At 56.4% G+C, this 19,483-nt stretch carries 15 protein-coding genes; 4 read left to right on the forward strand and 11 right to left on the reverse strand.

Annotation, left to right across the window (positions count from 1 at the left end):
• Window positions 1-188: 188 nt before the first annotated feature.
• Entirely contained in the window at window positions 189-1,409 is a 1,221-nt protein-coding gene (gene gltS / locus JYG33_RS10715) for a sodium/glutamate symporter (protein WP_207872251.1), read from the reverse strand.
• Window positions 1,410-1,665: 256 nt separating this feature from the next.
• Window positions 1,666-2,631, reverse strand: coding sequence for an octaprenyl diphosphate synthase (ispB, locus tag JYG33_RS10720; protein ID WP_207872252.1), 966 nt, complete (start codon window positions 2,629-2,631; stop codon window positions 1,666-1,668).
• Window positions 2,632-2,804: 173 nt separating this feature from the next.
• Between ispB and JYG33_RS10725 the strand changes: the two genes are divergently transcribed.
• The 3 genes from JYG33_RS10725 to JYG33_RS10735 are packed head-to-tail and all read left to right on the forward strand — an operon-like array spanning window position 2,805 to window position 5,387.
• Window positions 2,805-3,671, forward strand: coding sequence for an ATP-binding protein (locus JYG33_RS10725; protein ID WP_207872253.1), 867 nt, complete (start codon window positions 2,805-2,807; stop codon window positions 3,669-3,671).
• A complete protein-coding gene (locus tag JYG33_RS10730) occupies window positions 3,664-4,665 on the forward strand; it encodes a Nudix family hydrolase (protein WP_207872254.1) in 1,002 nt (333 codons plus the stop codon). Before JYG33_RS10725 ends, JYG33_RS10730 begins: the two co-directional genes overlap by 8 nt.
• Window positions 4,662-5,387 (forward strand): methyltransferase, encoded by a 726-nt coding sequence (locus tag JYG33_RS10735; RefSeq protein ID WP_207872255.1) that lies wholly within the window; start codon window positions 4,662-4,664, stop codon window positions 5,385-5,387. The genes JYG33_RS10730 and JYG33_RS10735 overlap by 4 nt, the downstream gene beginning before the upstream one ends.
• Window positions 5,388-5,499: 112 nt before the next feature.
• On the opposite strand, the gene JYG33_RS10740 is transcribed toward JYG33_RS10735, so the two are convergent.
• The 6 genes from JYG33_RS10740 to coaE form a co-directional block, all read right to left on the reverse strand.
• On the reverse strand, window positions 5,500-6,975 hold the full coding sequence (locus tag JYG33_RS10740; RefSeq protein WP_207872256.1) for an efflux transporter outer membrane subunit: 1,476 nt from the start codon (window positions 6,973-6,975) through the stop codon (window positions 5,500-5,502).
• 6 nt (window positions 6,976-6,981) lie between these two features.
• Window positions 6,982-10,086: an efflux RND transporter permease subunit gene (locus tag JYG33_RS10745; RefSeq protein WP_207872257.1), complete on the reverse strand. Its 3,105-nt coding sequence runs from the start codon at window positions 10,084-10,086 to the stop codon at window positions 6,982-6,984.
• Window positions 10,083-13,169 (reverse strand): multidrug efflux RND transporter permease subunit, encoded by a 3,087-nt coding sequence (locus tag JYG33_RS10750; protein WP_279382239.1) that lies wholly within the window; start codon window positions 13,167-13,169, stop codon window positions 10,083-10,085. Before JYG33_RS10750 ends, JYG33_RS10745 begins: the two co-directional genes overlap by 4 nt.
• Window positions 13,170-13,172: 3 nt before the next feature.
• Complete coding sequence (locus tag JYG33_RS10755; RefSeq protein WP_207872259.1) at window positions 13,173-14,444, reverse strand: efflux RND transporter periplasmic adaptor subunit; 1,272 nt, start codon at window positions 14,442-14,444, stop codon at window positions 13,173-13,175.
• A 143-nt stretch (window positions 14,445-14,587) separates the two neighbouring features.
• Window positions 14,588-15,343 (reverse strand): cell division protein ZapD, encoded by a 756-nt coding sequence (gene zapD / locus JYG33_RS10760; protein WP_207872260.1) that lies wholly within the window; start codon window positions 15,341-15,343, stop codon window positions 14,588-14,590.
• 50 nt (window positions 15,344-15,393) lie between these two features.
• Window positions 15,394-15,996, reverse strand: a complete 603-nt coding sequence (coaE, locus tag JYG33_RS10765; protein ID WP_207872261.1) for a dephospho-CoA kinase — start codon at window positions 15,994-15,996, stop codon at window positions 15,394-15,396.
• A gap of 135 nt (window positions 15,997-16,131) precedes the next feature.
• Here coaE and JYG33_RS10770 point away from each other — a divergent pair, with 135 nt between their 5' ends.
• A complete protein-coding gene (locus JYG33_RS10770; RefSeq protein WP_207872262.1) occupies window positions 16,132-16,770 on the forward strand; it encodes a hypothetical protein in 639 nt (212 codons plus the stop codon).
• Between the two features lies 1 nt (window position 16,771).
• Here the strand turns inward: JYG33_RS10770 and JYG33_RS10775 are convergent, their stop codons facing one another.
• From JYG33_RS10775 to JYG33_RS10785, 3 genes are all read right to left on the reverse strand, one after another.
• Window positions 16,772-17,047 (reverse strand): LuxR family transcriptional regulator, encoded by a 276-nt coding sequence (locus tag JYG33_RS10775; protein ID WP_207872263.1) that lies wholly within the window; start codon window positions 17,045-17,047, stop codon window positions 16,772-16,774.
• A 710-nt stretch (window positions 17,048-17,757) separates the two neighbouring features.
• On the reverse strand, window positions 17,758-18,606 hold the full coding sequence (gene panC / locus JYG33_RS10780) for a pantoate--beta-alanine ligase (RefSeq protein ID WP_207872264.1): 849 nt from the start codon (window positions 18,604-18,606) through the stop codon (window positions 17,758-17,760).
• A gap of 11 nt (window positions 18,607-18,617) precedes the next feature.
• Window positions 18,618-19,460: a ScpA family protein gene (locus JYG33_RS10785; protein WP_207872265.1), complete on the reverse strand. Its 843-nt coding sequence runs from the start codon at window positions 19,458-19,460 to the stop codon at window positions 18,618-18,620.
• Window positions 19,461-19,483 lie beyond the last annotated feature (23 nt).

Here is a 19,483-nt window from a genome sequence, read left to right on the forward strand (position 1 = left end):
CTTGCGCCAAGGCAAACAGAAGATAGAACAGATCAATAAGTTTCAGGGCTGGAAGTGTGAATAAACCGCAAGTAAAACCGGCACCCAAAAAAATGGCTCTCAATCTGCCTGGACTCTTGTCCAGGCAGATTGAGAGCCAAGCGATTCAGGCTGCGTATTAGTTAACGCAAGGCGCCTGGAATGCCGTGTTAGCTCAATACCTTCAAGAAGCCCGTGATAATGACGGCATTGAAGAAATCAATAAACAAAGACCCCACCAGAGGAATCACAAAGAAGGCCTTGCGCGACGGGCCATTATCCTCGGTAAAGGCTTGCATATTGGCCATGGCATTGGGCGTGGCACCCATACCAAAACCGCAATGCCCGGCCGACATCACAACCGCGTCATAGTCTTTACCCATGACTTTGAAAGTGACATAGGTGGCGAAAAAGAACATTAATACCGTCTGGGCGATCAGGATCAGCAAGAGTGGACCTGCCACCTCTGCCAATTGCCACAGTTTCATGACCATCAAGGACAAGACCAGGAAAAAAGCCAGGGAGACATTACCGATAGTCTCAAACTCTTTTTCGGGCAAGCGATAGCGGCGCCAGTCGATGATATTGCGTATAGCGGCTGCGATCAGCATGGAGCCAAGATACTCGGGCAAGACAATTTTGTAGTGAGCCAGGAAATCAATGATCACGCTACCAATACCAATGGCGACGCAGAGCAGTACGACCGCGTAAACCGGCATATCAAAACCACCATCCTCAACCTGGGTGGTTTCAGTCACCGTTTTTGCAGGCGCTTCTTTGCCCTCGTGCTGACGGCGATGACGGCGATGTGGCTCAGGCCCCGAAATACTGTATTTCCTCATCAGGCGCTTGCCCAAAGGCCCACCGATGACACACCCCATCACCAGTCCCCAGGTCGAGGCAGCAATGGCGGCAGGCAAGGCACCCACAGCCCCCGCTTTTTCCAGCAAAGGACCAAACGCACCCGAGGTACCGTGGCCACCGGTCATGGATACGGAGCCTGCGGCCAAACCCAGCAAGGGGTTGGCATCCAAGAGCATCGCCAAAGAAACGCCCAGTATATTTTGCAGAACGATCAAACCGACTGCACAGCCCAGAAACAGAGCAACAGCAACACCGCCTTTTTTCAACAACTCAAAACTGGCTGAAAAACCAATCGTGGTGAAGAAGGCCATCAATAGGAAATGGCGTATATCGTCATTGAACTCAAAGGTAAAAGTGCCCGTTTGATAGCCGATCAGAGCGATCAGAGAAAAGACCAGGCCACCAATAATCGGACTGGGAATGAAATAGCGGGCCAAGATAGCCACGCGATTTTTTATGTACTCCCCAATCACGAGAAAAACAGCGGCCAGCCCGACCGTCTGTGCAATATCGAGTTGAATATTCATCTATCCGTATTTCCTTACATCTTTTGGATAAGGCAACGCCTCTTGCTGCTGCATGGCACAGGTGAAAGCCACATCCTTCAGAGCGCGTATCAATCAGGTGCGAGCCAGTCACAGACTAGTAAGACTCGCATAGAAATCATAGTAATGGGCTAGAAAAATAACATGATCGGCTGCCTACACACGCGAAAACACGTAACTTTCGGGCTCTTCTTACAAAAAAAGCCCGCCTGATGGCGGGCTTGATTTCGTATGGCGCTTAACGATCTCGTTGAACCGAGAATGCGCACAAATCCAGCAAGACTCGTTTGAACTCGCTGTCTGGCACGGAAGCCAGCGCTTCCACCGCCAACTGAGCTTCTGCCTGTGCAGCCTCACGGGTATACGTCAGTGCATCGGTCTGTTCAATAGCCTGGGCGACAGCGGCAAAATCCGCATCGCCGGTTTCAATCGCTGATTTGATCAGTTGAACCTGCTCGGGCGTGCCAACTTCCATGACACGGATCAGTGGCATGGTGGGCTTGCCTTCGCGCAGATCGTCACCCACGTTCTTGCCCAGAGCCTGAGCATCGCCGGTGTAATCGAGCACGTCGTCGACCAATTGGAAGGCCGTACCCAAGTGGCGACCATAGGCGGCCATGGCTTCTTCCATCTCGGCCGAAGCACCCGCCACAATGGCACCGACCTGTGCGGCCGCTTCAAACAGCTTGGCTGTTTTGTAGCGCACCACTTGCAGGTAACGCTCCAGCGAAACGTCCGGGTCGTGTACGTTCAGCAGTTGCAACACCTCGCCTTCGGCGATGACGGTGGTGGCCGCCGACAAAACCGCCATGGAAGGCATGGAATTGGACTGCACCATCATTTCGAAAGAACGCGAGTACAGGTAGTCACCCACCAGCACGCTGGCCGCATTGCCGTAGACCGCATTGGCCGTGTTACGGCCGCGACGCATATCGGACTCATCGACCACATCATCGTGCAACAAGGTAGCGGTATGGATGAATTCCACCACACCAGCCAGCAAATGATGCGTGGTTCCCTTGTAGGCCAGGGCGCGGGCGACCAGCAAGAGCAGCGCAGGACGCATGCGCTTGCCACCGGCACCAACAATGTATTCGCCGATTGTGCGTATCAGCACCACATCCGAATTCAAGCGCTCACGAATGACGACATCAAGAGCCTTCATGTCGTCGGCAATAGGTTCAATCAGGGTGGACAGGTTCAAAACAGAATTCCGGACGAGTAAGGGAGGGGGCCAATATCGGCCAACCGTAACTGGATGATTATACGATTTTGAATCGCTTTGGGCCCATTGTTACGCGTCAGGCGCAACAGTGATGGCAGAAAAAGATGCCAAATTAGCGATAATAAGCATTTAACCCTGAAACGGAGACTGTCTTGAGTTCGCAAGACCTAAGTACCCTGATCAGCCGGGCTGAGCGCGTTCTTGCTCAACTGGAAGCCTGGCTGCCCCCTGCTCCACCCCCCATCAACTGGGATGCACATGCTTTTCGCTGGCGCACTAACGGCGCACGCGGCTGGCTGGAAGGTGTTCAGCATGTGGCCTCTATCCACACTGAAGACCTGCATCACATTGAACGCCAAAAAGGCATTATCGAGCGCAACACCCGCCATTTCCTGGCTGGCAAACCCGCCAATAACGTCTTGATGACGGGCGCTCGCGGCACGGGCAAAAGCTCGCTGGTCAAAGCCATGCTGGCCAAATTTGCCGACCAGGGCCTGCGCCTGATTGAAGTAGACAAGTCCGACCTGGGTGATCTGGGCACGATCATTGACCTGATCAGCGGCCGCCCCGAACACTTCATCATCTTCAGCGACGACCTGTCTTTTGAAGAAGGCGAAGCAGGCTACAAGGCGCTCAAATCCGTGCTGGACGGCTCCCTGGCCTCCCCCGGCGACAATGTGCTGATCTACGCCACATCCAACCGCCGTCACCTGATGCCCGAGTACATGAAGGAAAACCTGAGTACCTCCACGTCCGCAGACGGCGAGATCCACCCCGGTGAAGCGGTAGAAGAAAAGGTATCCCTGTCCGAGCGCTTTGGACTATGGTTGTCGTTTTACCCCTTTAAACAAGACGACTACCTGGACATTGTGTATTACTGGCTTGGCGCTTCGGGTTGCCCGGCAGAACACATTGAAAGCTCGCGCATGGAAGCCTTGCAATGGGCTTTGGAACGCGGCTCACGCTCCGGCCGGGTAGCACGTCAATTTGCAAGAGATTGGACCGCTAGACATGTCTAAACCCACGTTGGAAGTGGCCGTTGGCGTTTTACTGAACCAACACGGCCAAGTGCTACTGGGAAAACGCCCAGCCGATAAACCCTGGCCAGGCTGGTGGGAACTACCAGGCGGCAAGATCGAATCGGGCGAGAGCGTCATACAGGCGCTGGTACGGGAACTGCGCGAAGAACTCGGCATTGAAACCACCCAAGCACACCCCTGGGTCACCTATACACACGAATACCCCAAGAATTTCGTCAAACTCTCTTTCTGCCTGGTGCGGGAATGGGAAGGCGAACCGCAGTGCCTGGAAGGCCAGGAGCTTGCCTGGGTCAACCCAAAAGGTCCTCTGGAAGTAGGCCCTGTCCTGCCCGCCACCGAGCCTCCGCTGAAATGGCTGCAACTGCCCGAACGCTATCTGATTACCAACATCGACGAGCCGGCCCGCTTACCCGCCTATCTGGAACAACTGGAACATGCCCTGCAACAAGGCCCGGCATTAGTCCAGTTTCGTGAGCCAGCCTGGGCTGCCCGGCCCGATGCCGAATTCCATCTGCACCAAGCGTTCCTGCAAGTGGTGAACCTGTGCCAGCGCTACCAAGCCCGCTGCCTGGTCAATAGCCTGCACCCCGAAAGTTGGTGGGACCACGCCGATGGTGTGCATTTGCGCGCCAGCGATGCTCAAGCCCTGTCCGCGAAATGTCACGACACCCTGACGACATTTCCTGCGATCAGCAAAGGCTTGATCGGCATGTCCACGCACAATGAAAGTGATATTGGAATAGCCCGCAAAATCCAGGCGGACTTTCTGGTTCTGGGCCATGTCCTGGAAACCTCCTCCCATCCCGGCGATCCCGGCATGGGCTGGGCCCGTTTTGCCAGCCTGGCAGAAAACGCTGGCCTCCCTGTGTTTGCCATCGGCGGACAATCGGCCCACACCCTGGCCGACGCACGCGAGCACGGCGCACACGGTATTGCCGGTATTCGCCATATGTTGGACAACGATCCGGCATGACGCCACACGTCACTATTTCGGAACACGAAGGCGTACGCTACCTGCACCTGGGCTCTGCCTGGGTGCAGGGCGCCATGCGCCTGGATGCGCCCGATCAGCTAGAGCTGCACTACATCCGACAGATGATGATCTGGACCTTGTTCCAGGCCGAACCCCGTCGCATTGCCCAGCTTGGTTTGGGCGCAGGCAGCCTGACGCGCTTTTGCTACCAGCACTTCCCCCAGACGCGTATCGACGCTGTGGAAATCAACCCGGAAGTCGTGCAAGCCAGTCGTCTGCTGTTTAATCTGCCGTCCGACGACGAGCGCCTGAACGTACACACGGTAGACGCGCTGGACTATCTGGATGCCGTGCATGGCGAACTGGATGTGCTGCAAATTGACGTGTATTCCGATCAGGCCGAGCACCCTGCGCTGGAAAGCGAAGCCTTTTATCAGGCCTGCCGCAAAGCACTGAGCCCGCAAGGACTGCTGACGGTGAATTTGCTGGGGTCGGAGCTGGTACATGCGCGTAATCTGCATGCACTGCAAGAGAGTTTCCCGGCCGTGGTCTGGTTGCCTGAAACGCACGATGGCAACCTGGTTGCTCTGGCCTTTGCCGACCCGCCACAAATTGATTTTGATGATCTGTACGAACGGGCCGAGCTGATTCACGCCACCTTAGGCTTGGCAGACGGCAAAGAATGGGTAGATGGGCTGTATGCCTGGATGGATCAGGACTGAGGCGGTTTCCGTGGACCTTCAAGCGATGATGCGGGCATCGCTGTTGAATGACAGCCAAGCCAAGCCAAGCTAAGCCCAAAGCCTGACTAGAGCAGATCCAGTCAGGCCGACGCTATTCTGCTTTGGCGGCTGGATCAGCCTCTACAGCTTTCGGCTCTTCGGGATTCAGACCTGTCGCTACATCCCAACCGCCGCCCAAGGCCACCATCAGCTTGACCGAAGCCCGCAGACGTTGAGACTCCAGATCCAAAGCCTGCCGCTCTGCCGACAAAGCCGTGGCCTGGGTTTGCGCCAAGCTCAGGAAGTCCACCAGACCAGCATCAAACTGGTTACGCGTCAGTTGCAAGGACTCGCGTGCTGCAGCCAGCGCGCGCGCCTGGCTGGCTTGCTCCAGCTCCAGGCCATTGCGTTCAGACAAGGCATCTTCCACCTCTTTCAGCGCATTCAGCACCGTCTGGCGGTAGGTGGCCAATTGTTCGTCATAGCTGGCCTCGGCCTGCTCAACCTGAGCACGACGTGCGCCAAAATCCAGCAAAGTCAGGGCGAAAGCAGGTCCCAAGGACCAGACACGCGCAGGGGCCGTCAACCACTCGCTTAAATCACTGCTACTAAAACCTCCACTGGCTTTCAGGCTCAGGCTGGGGAACCACGCCGCTTTGGCCACACCAATCTGGGCATTAGCCTGTGCCATGCGTCGCTCGGCGCGAGCCACATCCGGACGACGTTCCAGCAAGCTGGACGGCAAGCCCACGGGTACATCCGGGGCAACCGGCCAAGGCGCATTAGGCACCACTTCAAACTGGGACGGCGCGCGGCCCACCAAGACGGCCATCGCGTGCTGATACGTGGCTTTTTCCCGATTCAGAGCCAAGCGCTGGGTGCGTGCACCTTCAAGTTGGCTCAAGGCTGCCGCCACATCTCCCGGCGCCGAAAAACCGGCGTCCAGGCGATTCTGATTAATCTGCAAAGAGCGCTCGTAGGCTGCCACAGTTTGATCCAGCACTCGTTCGCTGGATTCAACACTGCGGTACTGCAAATAGGTTTGCGCCAATTGAGACTGCAGGCTCAAACGGGTAGCGGCCATATCAGCAGCACTGGCTTGCAGACCCGCATCACCCGCCTCGACCTGACGACGAATTCGCCCCCACAAATCCACTTCCCAATTCACGGTAATACTGGCGTCGTAAGCGCTGCTGCTTTGGCTAGTATCGCCCGAGCCACTGCCACGCCGTGTCGTGCCGACCGAACTGCCCACTTGCGGGAACTGAGTCGAGCGCGTGTTGGACAAGGTAGCCTGCGCCTGACGGACGCGTGCCTGTGCTTGCTGCAAGGTGAAGTTCTGTTCGTTCAGGCTTTGCATCAAGGCGTTGAGCACGCCGTCATTCAGGCTTTCCCACCAGGGTCCCCGATCCTTCAAATCAGCCGGTTCCGCCTGCTTCCAGGCCGTGGAGCGTACCTCTTCCCGAAAGTGCTCGCCAAGCGGCGCATCAGGTCGTTGATAATCCGGTCCAACAGCACATGCGGACAAGAGCAGCACCATCCCAGCCAGTGCAAAGCGCGGAAACATCGTGGCAGTAGAAATAGGCATATCAGCTTATGTATTCAAGTTTGTCTGGTTCTTGCGGCGCATGAAGCGGTGTCGCAAACGATCCAGATAAAGATAAACCACGGGCGTGGTGTACAAGGTCAGGATTTGACTGAGCACCAAACCACCCACAATGGTGACCCCCAAGGGCTGGCGCATTTCCACGCCGGGCCCGGACGCCATAATCAAAGGAATAGCCCCGAAGATGGCAGACAAGGTCGTCATCATGATGGGACGGAAACGCACCAGGCAAGCCTCGTAGATGGCCTCACGCGAATCCATGCCGCGCTCACGCTCCATCTGCAAAGCGTAGTCCACCATCATGATGGCGTTTTTCTTGACGATACCAATCAGCAAGAACACCCCGATCATGGCAATCAGGTTGAACTCGCCACTGGTCATCATCAGGGCCAGCAAAGCCCCAATCCCGGCAGAGGGCAAGGTCGACAGAATGGTGAGCGGGTGCATATAGCTCTCGTACAGCATCCCCAGCACGATATACAAGGCCACCAAAGCGGCCAGGAACATCATGGGCTGCTTGGCCAGGGCATCGAGCATCTGCGCGGTATTGCCTTCAAACCCGGCCTGAATCTCGCGGGTAGGCAGTTGAATACGTGCCATAGCCTGCTCAATCGCTGCCGTCGCTTCGCTAAGGGTGACACCTTCAGCCAGGCCAAAAGACACCGACTCGGCCACTAACAAGCCCATATGATTAATACTGCGCGGGGCCGTGCCAGTCGTGAAACGGGTAAAAGCGGACAAGGGCACTCGGGTGCCGTCCTTGGCAACTACTTCAATTTCCTTCAGGGACTCCAGGTCCTGGGCAAAGCGCGGCTCTACCTCCATGACCACGTAATACTGGTTCAAGCGGCCAAAAATCGTGGAAACCTGGCGCTGGGAGAAGGAGTTGTTCAAGGTGCCCGCCACCATAGACATATCAATGCCCAGGCGAGTCGCCATATCACGATCAATCTCCAACTGCACCAAACCGGCCTTGTCGTCGGTGCCTGTGTCCACGTCTACCAGCTCCGGCAATTCAGCCATCGCCTGCTGTACCTTGGGCAGCCAGGTTTTCAGCAACTCCAGATCGCTACCCAGCAAGGAATAGTCGTAAGAGCCACTACGCCCACCGCCCCCGCTACCCACTGGGATATCCTGCTGCGGCACCATGAACATGCGTGCGCCCGGTGTCGTCGATAAAGGATCACGCAGGCGGTTCACGATATCCGTGGTACTGGCCTTGCGCTCATCCATAGGCTTGAGTTCAACCAGAATAAAGGACGAGGTACTGCCACTACGACCACCGGCAAACACGGCCACCGAACGAATATCCGGGTCCTGATTCAGAATGGAACGGAAGTATTCCAGCTTGGGCACCATGGACTGAAAGGAAGTACCCCTGTCGACCCGGAAAAAGCCCATTAACTGGCCAGTGTCCTGCTGCGGAAACAAGCCCTTGGGCACCACGGTGTAGAGATACACATTCAGGCCAATGGTAGCGAACAGGGAGAACAGCATCAGACGATGATGCTTCAGCGCCCATTGCAAGGAGCGACGATAGCCCCGCCAGCTAACACTGCCTATCCAGCCCAGGAAACGGCTGACAGGATGATTCGATTCATGCTCTTGCGGCCCCGAACGCAGCAAGCGTGCCGACATCATGGGAGTCAACATCAAAGAGATCACCAGCGACACCAGCACGGCCGTACACAAGGTGACGGCGAACTCCATGAACAAGCGTCCGGCCAGCCCCCCAATCAACCACAAGGGGATGAACACCGCGACCAGCGACAAACTCATGGCCGTGACCGTAAAGCCCACCTCGCGCGTTCCTCGCAAGGCAGCCCTCATGGGGGACAAGCCTTTTTCCAGGTAACGCATAATGCTTTCCAGCACCACGATGGCGTCATCGACCACAAAGCCGGTCGCCACAATCAAGGCCATCAAGGAAATGGTGTTCAGCGTAAAGCCAAACAAATGCATGAAGGCAAAGGTGCTGATCAGGGAAGCAGGCACCGCAATGGCTGGAATCAAGGCTGCGCGCCAGTTTCGCAGGAATAACAAGACCACCAGCACCACCAGTGCCACTGCAATAATCAGGGTGAGCTGGGCCTCTTCCAGCGTGGCCCGAATACTGGGGGTGCGATCCTGTGCCACCGTCAACTGCGCCTGGCTAGGCAGCATTTCTTCAATATTGGGCAAGCGCTCGCGAATGGTGTTCACGGTCTCGATAATATTGGCACCGGCCTGACGCCGCACAATCAACAGAACCGCTTCCTGATTATTCCAATAACCCAGGCTATGAATGTTCTCGACCGAGTCCTCGACCGTGGCTACATCACCCAAACGGATAATCTGCCCATCCTGATTTTTCAGGACCAGAGGATCAAAAAAACGGGCCTGATTGTATTGCTTGCCGGAATTGATCTGCCACTGACCCTGATCGCTTTCCAAGTAGCCGTTAGGTCGCAGGCTGTTCGCGTTATTGATGACCGCGCGCACATCATCCAGCGCGATTCCGGCCGATGCCAAGGCTTTGGGGTTCAAACCTACCCGGACCGCAGGCAAGGAGCCTCCGCCCACATCGACCGAACCCACACCCGGAATCTGAGCCAGCTTCTGCTGCACAATGCCACTGGCCATATCAAAAAGCTGAGCTTTGTTCGCTGTCTGCGAGGTCAATGCCAGCACCATGATGGGCATGGACGAAGGGTTAACTTTCTCGTAAGTCGGCACACTGGACATGCCGGACGGCAACATGGGCCGGGCCTGATTGATAGCGGCCTGCACATCACGTGCAGCCCCCTCAATATCCCGATCCAGTTCAAAGACCAGCATGATCTGGGCGGAGCCCTCGCTACTGCGAGAGCTCATCTCGGACACACCCGCGATAGAGCCTAAAGCCTGTTCCAGCGGCGTTGCCACACTGGAAGCCATGGTTTCAGGGCTGGCACCGGGCAAATTGGCCGAGATCGCAATCACCGGAAAATCCATTTCCGGCAAAGACGCCACAGGCAAGAGTCGCAAGGCCAATGCGCCCACCAGAACCATCGCCAGTGCCAGCAGACTGGAGCCCACTGGCCGGAAAATAAACAGCCCTAGCAAGCGTTTCATGACGGTTTGTGCACCGACTTAGCGCTACGACGGGTAAAGCGATCAAAGAACAGATAGATCACCGGAGTCGTAAATAGCGTCAGCACCTGGCTGGCCAGCAGACCACCCACCATGACCAGGCCCAAGGGTTGACGCAACTCGGCACCAGAGCCGGTAGCCAGCATCAATGGAATCGCACTGAACAAGGCCGCCAGGGTCGTCATCAGGATGGGACGGAAACGTAGCAAGGCCGCTTGATGAATCGCCTCTTGAGGGCTGGCACCCTGCTCCCGCTGCGCCTCCAATGCGAAGTCGATCATCATGATGGCGTTCTTTTTCACGATACCGATCAACAGAATGATCCCGATGACCCCGACCATATCCAGATCTCGTCCCGCCAGCAGCAAAGCCAACAACGCACCAATAGCAGCAGAAGGCAAAGTGGACAGAATCGTGATGGGGTGAATATAGCTTTCGTACAAAATGCCCAGCACGATGTACATGGTCAGCACCGCAGCCAACATCAACCACAGTGTGCTGGACAAGGAAGCATGAAAGGCCTTGGCGGCACCCAAGTAGCGGGTATCCACCGAAGAGGGCATACCGATCTCATCAGGCACGGTTTCAATGGCTTCAATCGCATCGGACAAGGAATACCTATCAGCCAGGTCAAAAGACACATTGACCGACGGGAACTGCCCCAACCGCTCTACCGATAGCGTTGTCGGCACCAGTTGCACACGCGCCAGGGAGGTAATGGGGACGGGCGTACCAGCCGTCGTCATCACATGGATGTTTTCCAGATCCTGTGGGCCTTGGCGATACGCATCCTGCACTTCCAGCACGACCCGGTATTGAGCAGACTGCGTATAAATCGTGGAGATCAAACGCTGCCCGAAAGCGTCGTACAAGGCATCATCAATATTGGCTTTGGTCACCCCCACACGGGCAGCCGCGTCACGGTCAATATCCAGCAGCACTTGCAAACCATCGTTTTGCAAGCTCATGGAGGCATCTTTAATCTGCGGCAAGGCATTGACGGCATCCAGCCAGCGCGGCATCCAGGTCTTCAGCACTTCTGTTTCCGGATCCGACAAGGCCATCTGGTACACATTGCGGCTGATCTGGTCGTCCACCGTCAGTTCCTGAATGGACTGCTGGTACACCGACAAACCGGGAATATCTTTCAGGCGCTCATCCAGCCTGCTCATGATCTCATTGGCACCCGCTCGGCCCGAGCCGATGGGCTTCAGGGCAATTTGCAGACGGCCATTATTCAAGGTGGCATTGGTGCCATCGACCCCAATAAAAGAGGTGACTGCTTCCACATCCGGGTCCTCCAGCACAATGGCAACAGCCTGCTGCTGCAACTGCCCCATCGCCCGGAACGAGGCCGTTTGCGGCCCTTGGGTAATGGCTTGAATCAGGCCAGTGTCCTGTTGAGGGAAGAAACCTTTGGGGACGACGATATACAGCAGACCCGTCAAGGCGACGGTGCCCAGGGCCACCCACAAGGTCAAGGTCTGGTGCCGTAGCACGACAACCAGACCGCGATCGTAAGCCGCAATAAGTCGGTCCATCTGAGCGCCCAACCACGTGGTGAAGCGACCATACTGACGCTCGTCTTCGGGCTTGAGCATACGCGCGCACATCATGGGTGTCAGCGTCAGGGAGATGAACAGGGACAGCAAGATGGCCACGGCCAAGGTAATGGCAAACTCACGGAACAGACGGCCGATCACATCGCTCATGAACAAGAGCGGGATCAGTACCGCGATCAGGGAAATGGTCAGCGACAAGAGCGTAAAACCAATCTGCGCAGCGCCCTTCAAGGCGGCTTGCATAGCGGTTTCGCCTTTTTCAATATAGCGAGCGATGTTTTCGATCATCACAATCGCATCATCGACCACAAAGCCGGTGGCAACCGTCAAGGCCATCAAGGTCAGATTATTAATGCTGAAGCCCCACATCAGCATGATGGCAAAGGTTGCGATCAGGGAAATAGGCACCACGATGCTGGGAATCAGTGTCGCTGTCCAGGTGCGCAGGAACACGAAGGTCACCAGCACCACCAGCACAATCGCCAGCATCATTTCCTTTTGCACATGGTCCACCGAATCCCGAATGGTCTGGGTACGGTCGGTAGCCACTTCCACATCCACACCTACCGGCAAGGAACGGCGAATCTCGGGCAGCAAGCTGTGAATCTGGTCCACCACATCGATGACGTTGGCTCCGGGCTGACGTTGAATATTCAGCAAAATCGCGGGGACCGTGCCCATCCAGGCCGCCTGACGTACGTCCTGCGCATCACGTACCACTTTGGCCAATTCGCCCAGGCGTACAGCGGCACCGTCTTTGTAGCTGACGATCAGGTTTTCGTAGTCTTGTACTGTTTTTAACTGCTCGTTGGCACCAATGCTGGTGGAGCGTTGAGGGCCATCCAGATTCCCTTTGGGCTGATTCACGTTGGCCGCCACCACGGCTTGCCGCAGATGGCTCAAGGTCAGATTGCGCACCGCCAGCGCATTGGGATTGGCCTGAATACGCATGGCCGGTTCCTGCCCACCCGCAATACTGACCAGACCCACACCGGTAACCTGCGAGAGCTTCTGTGCCACCCGCACATCAATCAGGTCGCGCACCTCGTGCAAGGGCATATTGGGCGAGGTCACCGCCAGGGAAATGACAGGGGTATCGGCCGGATTGACCTTGTTATAAATAGGCGGTGCAGGCAAATCATTGGGCAGCATATTGGAGGCTGCATTAATCGCCGCCTGCACCTCTTGCTCGGCCACATCCAGCGACAGACCCAAATCAAACTGCAAAGTAATGCGCGATGCCCCGCCCGAGCTGGACGAGATCATCTGCGACAGGCCCGACATACTGCCGAAGCGCCTCTCCAGGGGTGAGGTAATCAGGGCTGCCACCACATCCGGGCTGGCCCCCGGGTACAAGGTGACCACCTGGATAGTGGGATAGTCCACCTGCGGCAAAGCGGCCACAGGCAACATGCGATAGGCCAGCAAGCCGGACACCAGCAAGGCCACCATCGCCAAGGTGGTAGCTACCGGGCGCAGAATAAAAAGACGCGACATGCTCACGGCTTACTCGCTTGCAGGACGTGGACGGCGGCCCTCACCCGTGCGTTTGCCTAGCTCTGGTTTGGCGGGCGTATCAGCTTGGGCAGGCGTTTCCTTGGCCTTGCCATCCAACTGCATCACCTCGACCTCCGAGCCTTCACGCAAACGGTCTGTGCCTTCGACCACCACACGATCGCCCTCTTTCAGGCCGGTTTTAATCAGCGTGGATTCCAGGGTCGCCGTACCCAGCTCAACGACCTGAATATGAACTTTGTCCTCGGTATCCAGGGTGTACACATAGGTCCCGACCGAACCGCGTTGCACGGCATGCGATGGAATCAGCAAACCATTTTCCTGCCCCAGGAACACACGGGAATTCACAAACTGATTGGCAAACAAGGTTTCATCAGCGTTATCAAACTCGGCCTTCACCTTCAAGGTGCCGGTATTGAGGTCAATCTGGTTATCCAGCGCCTGCAAGCGGCCTTTGTCCGACAAGAGCAGGCCTTTGCTATCAATCAAGGACACTCGCAAAGGCGACTCGTTTTGCTTCATGGCCTCCAGCAAACTGCTTAACTGGTTCTGCGGCAGAGAAAACTCCACACCAATAGGGTCGATCTGGGTAATAGTGACAATCCCATCCGTATTCCCGGCTGACACCAGATTACCCTGGTCCAGTTTGCGCAAGCCCAGGCGACCATCCAAAGGGGCCGTGATGCGCGTACGATCCAGTTGCACCTGCGTACGGGCGACTTCAGCTTGACTGGCCTTGATCTGTGCCTGCAATTGCTGAACCGCTGTTTCCTTGGTTTCCAAGGCCTGGCGAGCAATCGAGTTCTGCTGGAACAGCACGCGGTGGCGCGCCAGTTCCTGCTGCGCCCCTTTCAGTTGGGCCTGATTCTGCGCCAGTTGTCCACGGGCCTGATCCAGTTGCACCTGATAGGTACGTGGATCAATCTCGGCCAATAAATCGCCCGCCTTGACGCGCTGACCGTCCTTGAAATGGATGCGCTCGAGCACGCCATCGACTTGACCGCGAATCGCGACCGTCTGCAAAGGTTTAACCGTGGCAATGGCATTGACCGTCTGATCGATCAAACCGGTTTGCACCGTGACCACCTGAACCGGGACTTTTGTCGCCCCCATCATGCCGCGTGGCCCACGCATGGGACTAGCAGTGGGCGAGGGGGAAGACAGGGCGTAATAAACGAGACCTGCTGTAATCAGCAGACCTACCATCACCCAGACATAGAAAGATCGGGACCGCCGACCCCTGCCTGCGTTCAACTCCGACATGAAAACTCCCCGGCTAAAACTTGATTGTCTCTGCGCCCGGTCTAAAGAAGCGTTTAAGCACTCACAAAACAGCTACTCACGCTAGACCAAGCTGGCACGGCAAGTATAAAAGCGACTGTCTGAACCGTATATGAACAGCGTTTTCAGCCGAAGTTGCAACGAGCCAGCCGAAAGGGGATATCCACGGTAACGGCCTGCGGTTTCAATTGATTGTCTTGCTGCACAAAGCGTATCCAGATCACATACCGGTTAGCGCTCATTTCCGGATAGATACACGCACCGGCATCCACCCAGACACGCAGCAACTGGAAGGTCTTGCCTGCCAGCATTTCTTGATAGGAACCGTCACGGGCCACTTGATCGGCCGAGTCACCGGACTGGCGCAGCAAACGCAAAATCAGGGCCAGGCCTTGATACAAGGGCAAGAAGGATTCGGACCAACGGCGCAAATCCTGCACGCGGTCGGTGTCAGAGCGCTGCTGCCATGAATAATACGAGGGCATATCCACCTGGGACGTACCGCCAGGCACCGCCACCCTGCCTCGCAAGCTGGTCAGCCATTCATTGTCGCGCAAGCCCTGCCCTACCCGCCCTTGAGCCGACAGGTCGGCGGCAGCACGCACAATTTGCTCAATCATCTTGTCCAGCGCCTCTAACTGGACACCGGGGTGTTCACGCAGCGCAGCCAGCGCCACGCGCTGGCGCTCCAGATCTTGCAGGACGGCAGAACGTAAATCGGTTCGATCCGCAATGTCCAGCAAATCAAACAAGGTCGCGACAGCGATCTGATGCGAGTACGCATCCTGGTTGGCCGAAAAATGAAACAGCCTATCGAACAAGTATTCGACTCTCAGTAAAGCCCGGACACGCTCATTGCAGGGGTATTCGTATAGAGTCACGCGTTTAAAAACCTTTATTTGTCGACTGGGGGGTCAGACACATCGCGCTGTCAGGCAGTCAGGGCACACCAGTTCTGGTGCACGGCCCACGCCCGCTCTTGCAACAAGGGCAAAGTAGTCTGTCCATCATTCAGAACAACATCATCGGCCACGGCCAAGCGCTGCTGACGTTGCGCCTGTGCCGCCATGATACGTTCAATTGTGGCCACTGCCAGCCCGCTGCGTTGCTGAACACGCGCAATCTGGGTCGCTTCATCACAATCCACAACGCAAATCCGGTCTACACGGTCGCGCCATCGTCCTGATTCCACCAGCAAGGGTACAACCACAACAAGATAACATCCTTGCGCTTTCAAGGTCTGTGCTTTTGTTACGTTCCAAATCAGGGGATGAATGATCGCTTCCAGGCGATGGCGGGCCTTGGGGTCTGCAAATACACAGGCACGCATCCAGTCCCGGTCCATCGAACCATCCGCGGCCAGCGCCTCCGCACCAAACGCCTCGCGAATCGGAGCAATAGCCAGGCCACCCGGAGCCGTCAGCTCATGCGCGATCACATCCGTGTCCACCACGGCCGCCCCCCACGAGGCGAAAAAATCGGCCACTTTGCTCTTGCCCGATCCTATTCCACCGGTCAGCCCAATCGTCAGCATGCGCAATCCACGGATAAAAAACAAAACTGTAACGTACCCGCGCCAATCCTCCTACCCTGGGATAGACCTGATACTGTCCTGCTGCCCCTGGTCTAGCGTAGAATTCAGCTATCAACCCGTCTACGGAAGCCCGCCATGTCTTTCACCAAGATTTCCCCTCTGCGTTCCCTGACCTTGCTGTCAGTTGTTTTGCTGGCTGCATGTGCACAAGCACCCGTCCAGACCGCCCCCAACGAGGGTCGTGACTCCACACAGAAAGACGCCCTGCGCCAGGCACAAGGCAGCGGTACTACCCGTGCCCCCTCGCAAATCAACCTGGGCTTTGGTAACCAGGAAGGCCTGCACGCCATCACCCCGGCTCGCGTAGAACAGCCTGCCGCCCAGGCTGACCGCAGCGTCCCCGAACTGGCCGAACCCAAAACCTTTCTGGGCACCCTGTCCTGCCCACCTCAAGGCGGCGCATGTGAGCCCTACAAAATCAGCGTGACCCTGGCTCCCGCCGGTCAATGGCGCTTGCGTGCCACCCCGGTGGCTGCTGGCGAAGAGCATCGCATGAGCGGTTGCTGGGTACCCATCGGCACACAGCCTACCCGCATCGCCCTGCTCGCCAACAACGACTCCACACTGGCAGACCTGAGCTTTGTGAACAACAACGTCTTGCGCATCAACACCTTTAATCAGCAGCGTCCTACCCTGGAAAGCCATCTGACCCGCCAAGCCGACATTGATCCGGTCAGCGAACTGGACGGCCAGGCCACTCCAGCCTGCCGCTAAGCTAAGGCACCGCCAACCCGCCCACCAGACTGGGCGGGAGCACATCCCGCAAGTCCGGCTCGCTGAACACAAAGCGAGTCAATTCAACTGCATTGCGCACGCGTAACTTCTGAAAAACGCGTGCCCGATGCGCCTCCACCGTGCGCTGGGAAATCTCCAATTCAGCCGCAATAACCTTATTCGCCTTGCCAATGGCGATATAAGAGAGCACGTCGCGCTCGCGCGGCGTCAAACTTTCAAACAGCACGGCAGCAGGAAGGTGACCATTCAATACCATGTCAGTCTCGTATATCTGTGCCAGGCGAACAGGCCGCCTGCGATGTGAAAAGTTAACCATAGACAGAGTTTGTCATTTTAGGCGCGGCCACCGCGACTGTTAACTTATACGGGATGTTTTTGTCACGGGACTAATATAGGGACGAGAATTTCAATGCGCCGGAAAACAGCCATTTCAGCCGACAAATTGGCGATAAGCACAGGCCAAACCAGTCTTTTATCACCCACTCAAAATACATCAATCACCTAGGTCAAAATCACCTAGCGGGCAGGCACGAACACAAAACCCCACCCATAAACTGCCAACAAAGCGAGCAATCTCCGGCTATGAGCCACTCTGGCGCGCGGCTCAGGGGGACGGCGATTCAGACTACTTGCCGCGGGCGAGAGCTAGCGCAGGGGTGCAAGCATCCTGCTGTTTGAACCCGACGCTTGTACTTGGTCCGGGGGACCAAGTACCGGGTGAGTTCAGGATGCGCCCGGAGCTAGCTCTCGCCAAGGGCACCGGTGCGCAGCACCGGCAAGTAGTCAGCCGCCCCCCTGAGCCGCGTGCCAGAGTGGCGTCGTACTGAGTGCATCCATGGCATGAATAAGCGCAAGGTCGCTACTACTAACAACCAGCAAAACAGACGCAGACTTACAAAGCTCCCCCTGTAGGTATAAAAAAAGCACAGTAAAAACTGTGCTTTTCTCACCAAACAACACAAGAAATCAGGCTTTGACCATTTCCAGATTGTCGATCAAGCGTGTCGCGCCCAACTTGGCTGCGGCCAACGCCACCAAAGGCTCACCGGCTGCAATTTGCTCTTCTGTCGGTTCCAGCAAATCCGACTGACGACGCAAGGCCATGTAGTCAACTTTCCAACCCAGATCCGTCATCTTCTTGGTCGCGTAGGCCTCGATCTCCTCGCGGCTCTGCCCCTGCTGCAAGCGCTCATTCATCTCTTGCAGCGCGTAATAAATCTGCGGAGCCTGGGCCCGTTCCTCTGGGCTCAAATAGCGATTACGCGAAGACATGGCCAAACCATCCTCTTCCCTCACCGTCTCGTGAGCCAGAATTTCCACCGGCAACTGGAACTGGCGCACCATCTGACGCACCACCATCAACTGCTGATAGTCCTTCTTCCCGAACACCGCCACACGTGGCTGCACACAGGAAAACAGCTTCAGCACGACCGTACACACACCCTCAAAAAAGTCGGGACGGAAGTGGCCTTCCAGAATACGACCCAAGTGATCAGGTGGGCTGACACGGAAACTTTGTGGCTCCGGGTACATCTCGCGCTCCGAAGGAGCAAACAAGACATACACATCACGCTCCTGCTCCATCTTTGCCGCATCGTCCTGCAAGGTACGTGGGTAACGATCAAAATCTTCGTTAGGACCAAACTGCAGACGATTCACAAAAATACTGGCCACCACCGGATCGCCATGCTGACGAGCCAGCTTCATCAAGTCCAGGTGGGCTCGATGCAAGTTCCCCATGGTTGGTACAAATGCCACGCGTGTCTGGCCCTGGAGCTGATCGCGCAGTTCTTGGATGTTATGGACGACTTTCAAAAAATTCTCCGCTACGGAATAAGATCAGGCCCATCGGCCTGTGCTCGAATATACGTCAGGCGTAAATAAATAGGAGCGTAGGGCTCGGCCTGCGTGATTTCAAGCAGTGACTCTCGTGCTAATTCCAGCATGGCCAGAAAATGCACGACAAGCACCGCCGCCGGATCACCCTGATCCAGGCGTTCATTAAACAACTCGGTAAACTCCATGAAGCGCACATGCTGCAAACGTCGCAGAATCTGGCTCATGTGATCGCGCACAGATAGCTGCTCGCGCGTGATCTTGTGACTGGCATTGAGCTTGGCGCGCTTCAAGATACCCAGCCAGGCCTCGCGCAAATCATCCGCATTGACTTCCGGCGGAATCGCTTCAATGACCAATTCTGCTTGGGCATTGGCCAGCAAATAATCACGCCCCATCAAAGGCAGCTCGTCCAGACGACGCGCGCCTTCCTTCATGCGCTCGTACTCCAGCAGACGACGCACCAGCTCCGCACGCGGATCATCAACCTCTTCGCCCGTATCCGCGCGTCGCACCGGCAGCAACATGCGGGATTTAATCTCGATCAGCAAAGCAGCCATCAAGAGATACTCGCCCGCCAATTCCAGATTGCTGGCGCGTATCTGCTCCACGTACGCCAGATATTGCCCGGTGACCTGAGCCATCGGAATATCCAGCACGTTGAAGTTCTGCTTGCGAATCAAATACAGCAATAAATCCAGCGGCCCCTCAAAGGCATCCAGAAAAATTTCCAGCGCATCGGGCGGGATATACAGATCCTGAGGAATCGCAAACAGTGGCTCGCCATAAAGACGCGCCAGCACATCCTCGGGCTGAGGAGCTGGCGTATCCACAACAGTCTGCTGTGCGATCTCAG

This window comes from Alcaligenes sp. SORT26, from assembly GCF_017377875.1.
In the GTDB taxonomy this organism is placed as follows: Bacteria; Pseudomonadota; Gammaproteobacteria; order Burkholderiales; family Burkholderiaceae_B; genus Alcaligenes; species Alcaligenes parafaecalis.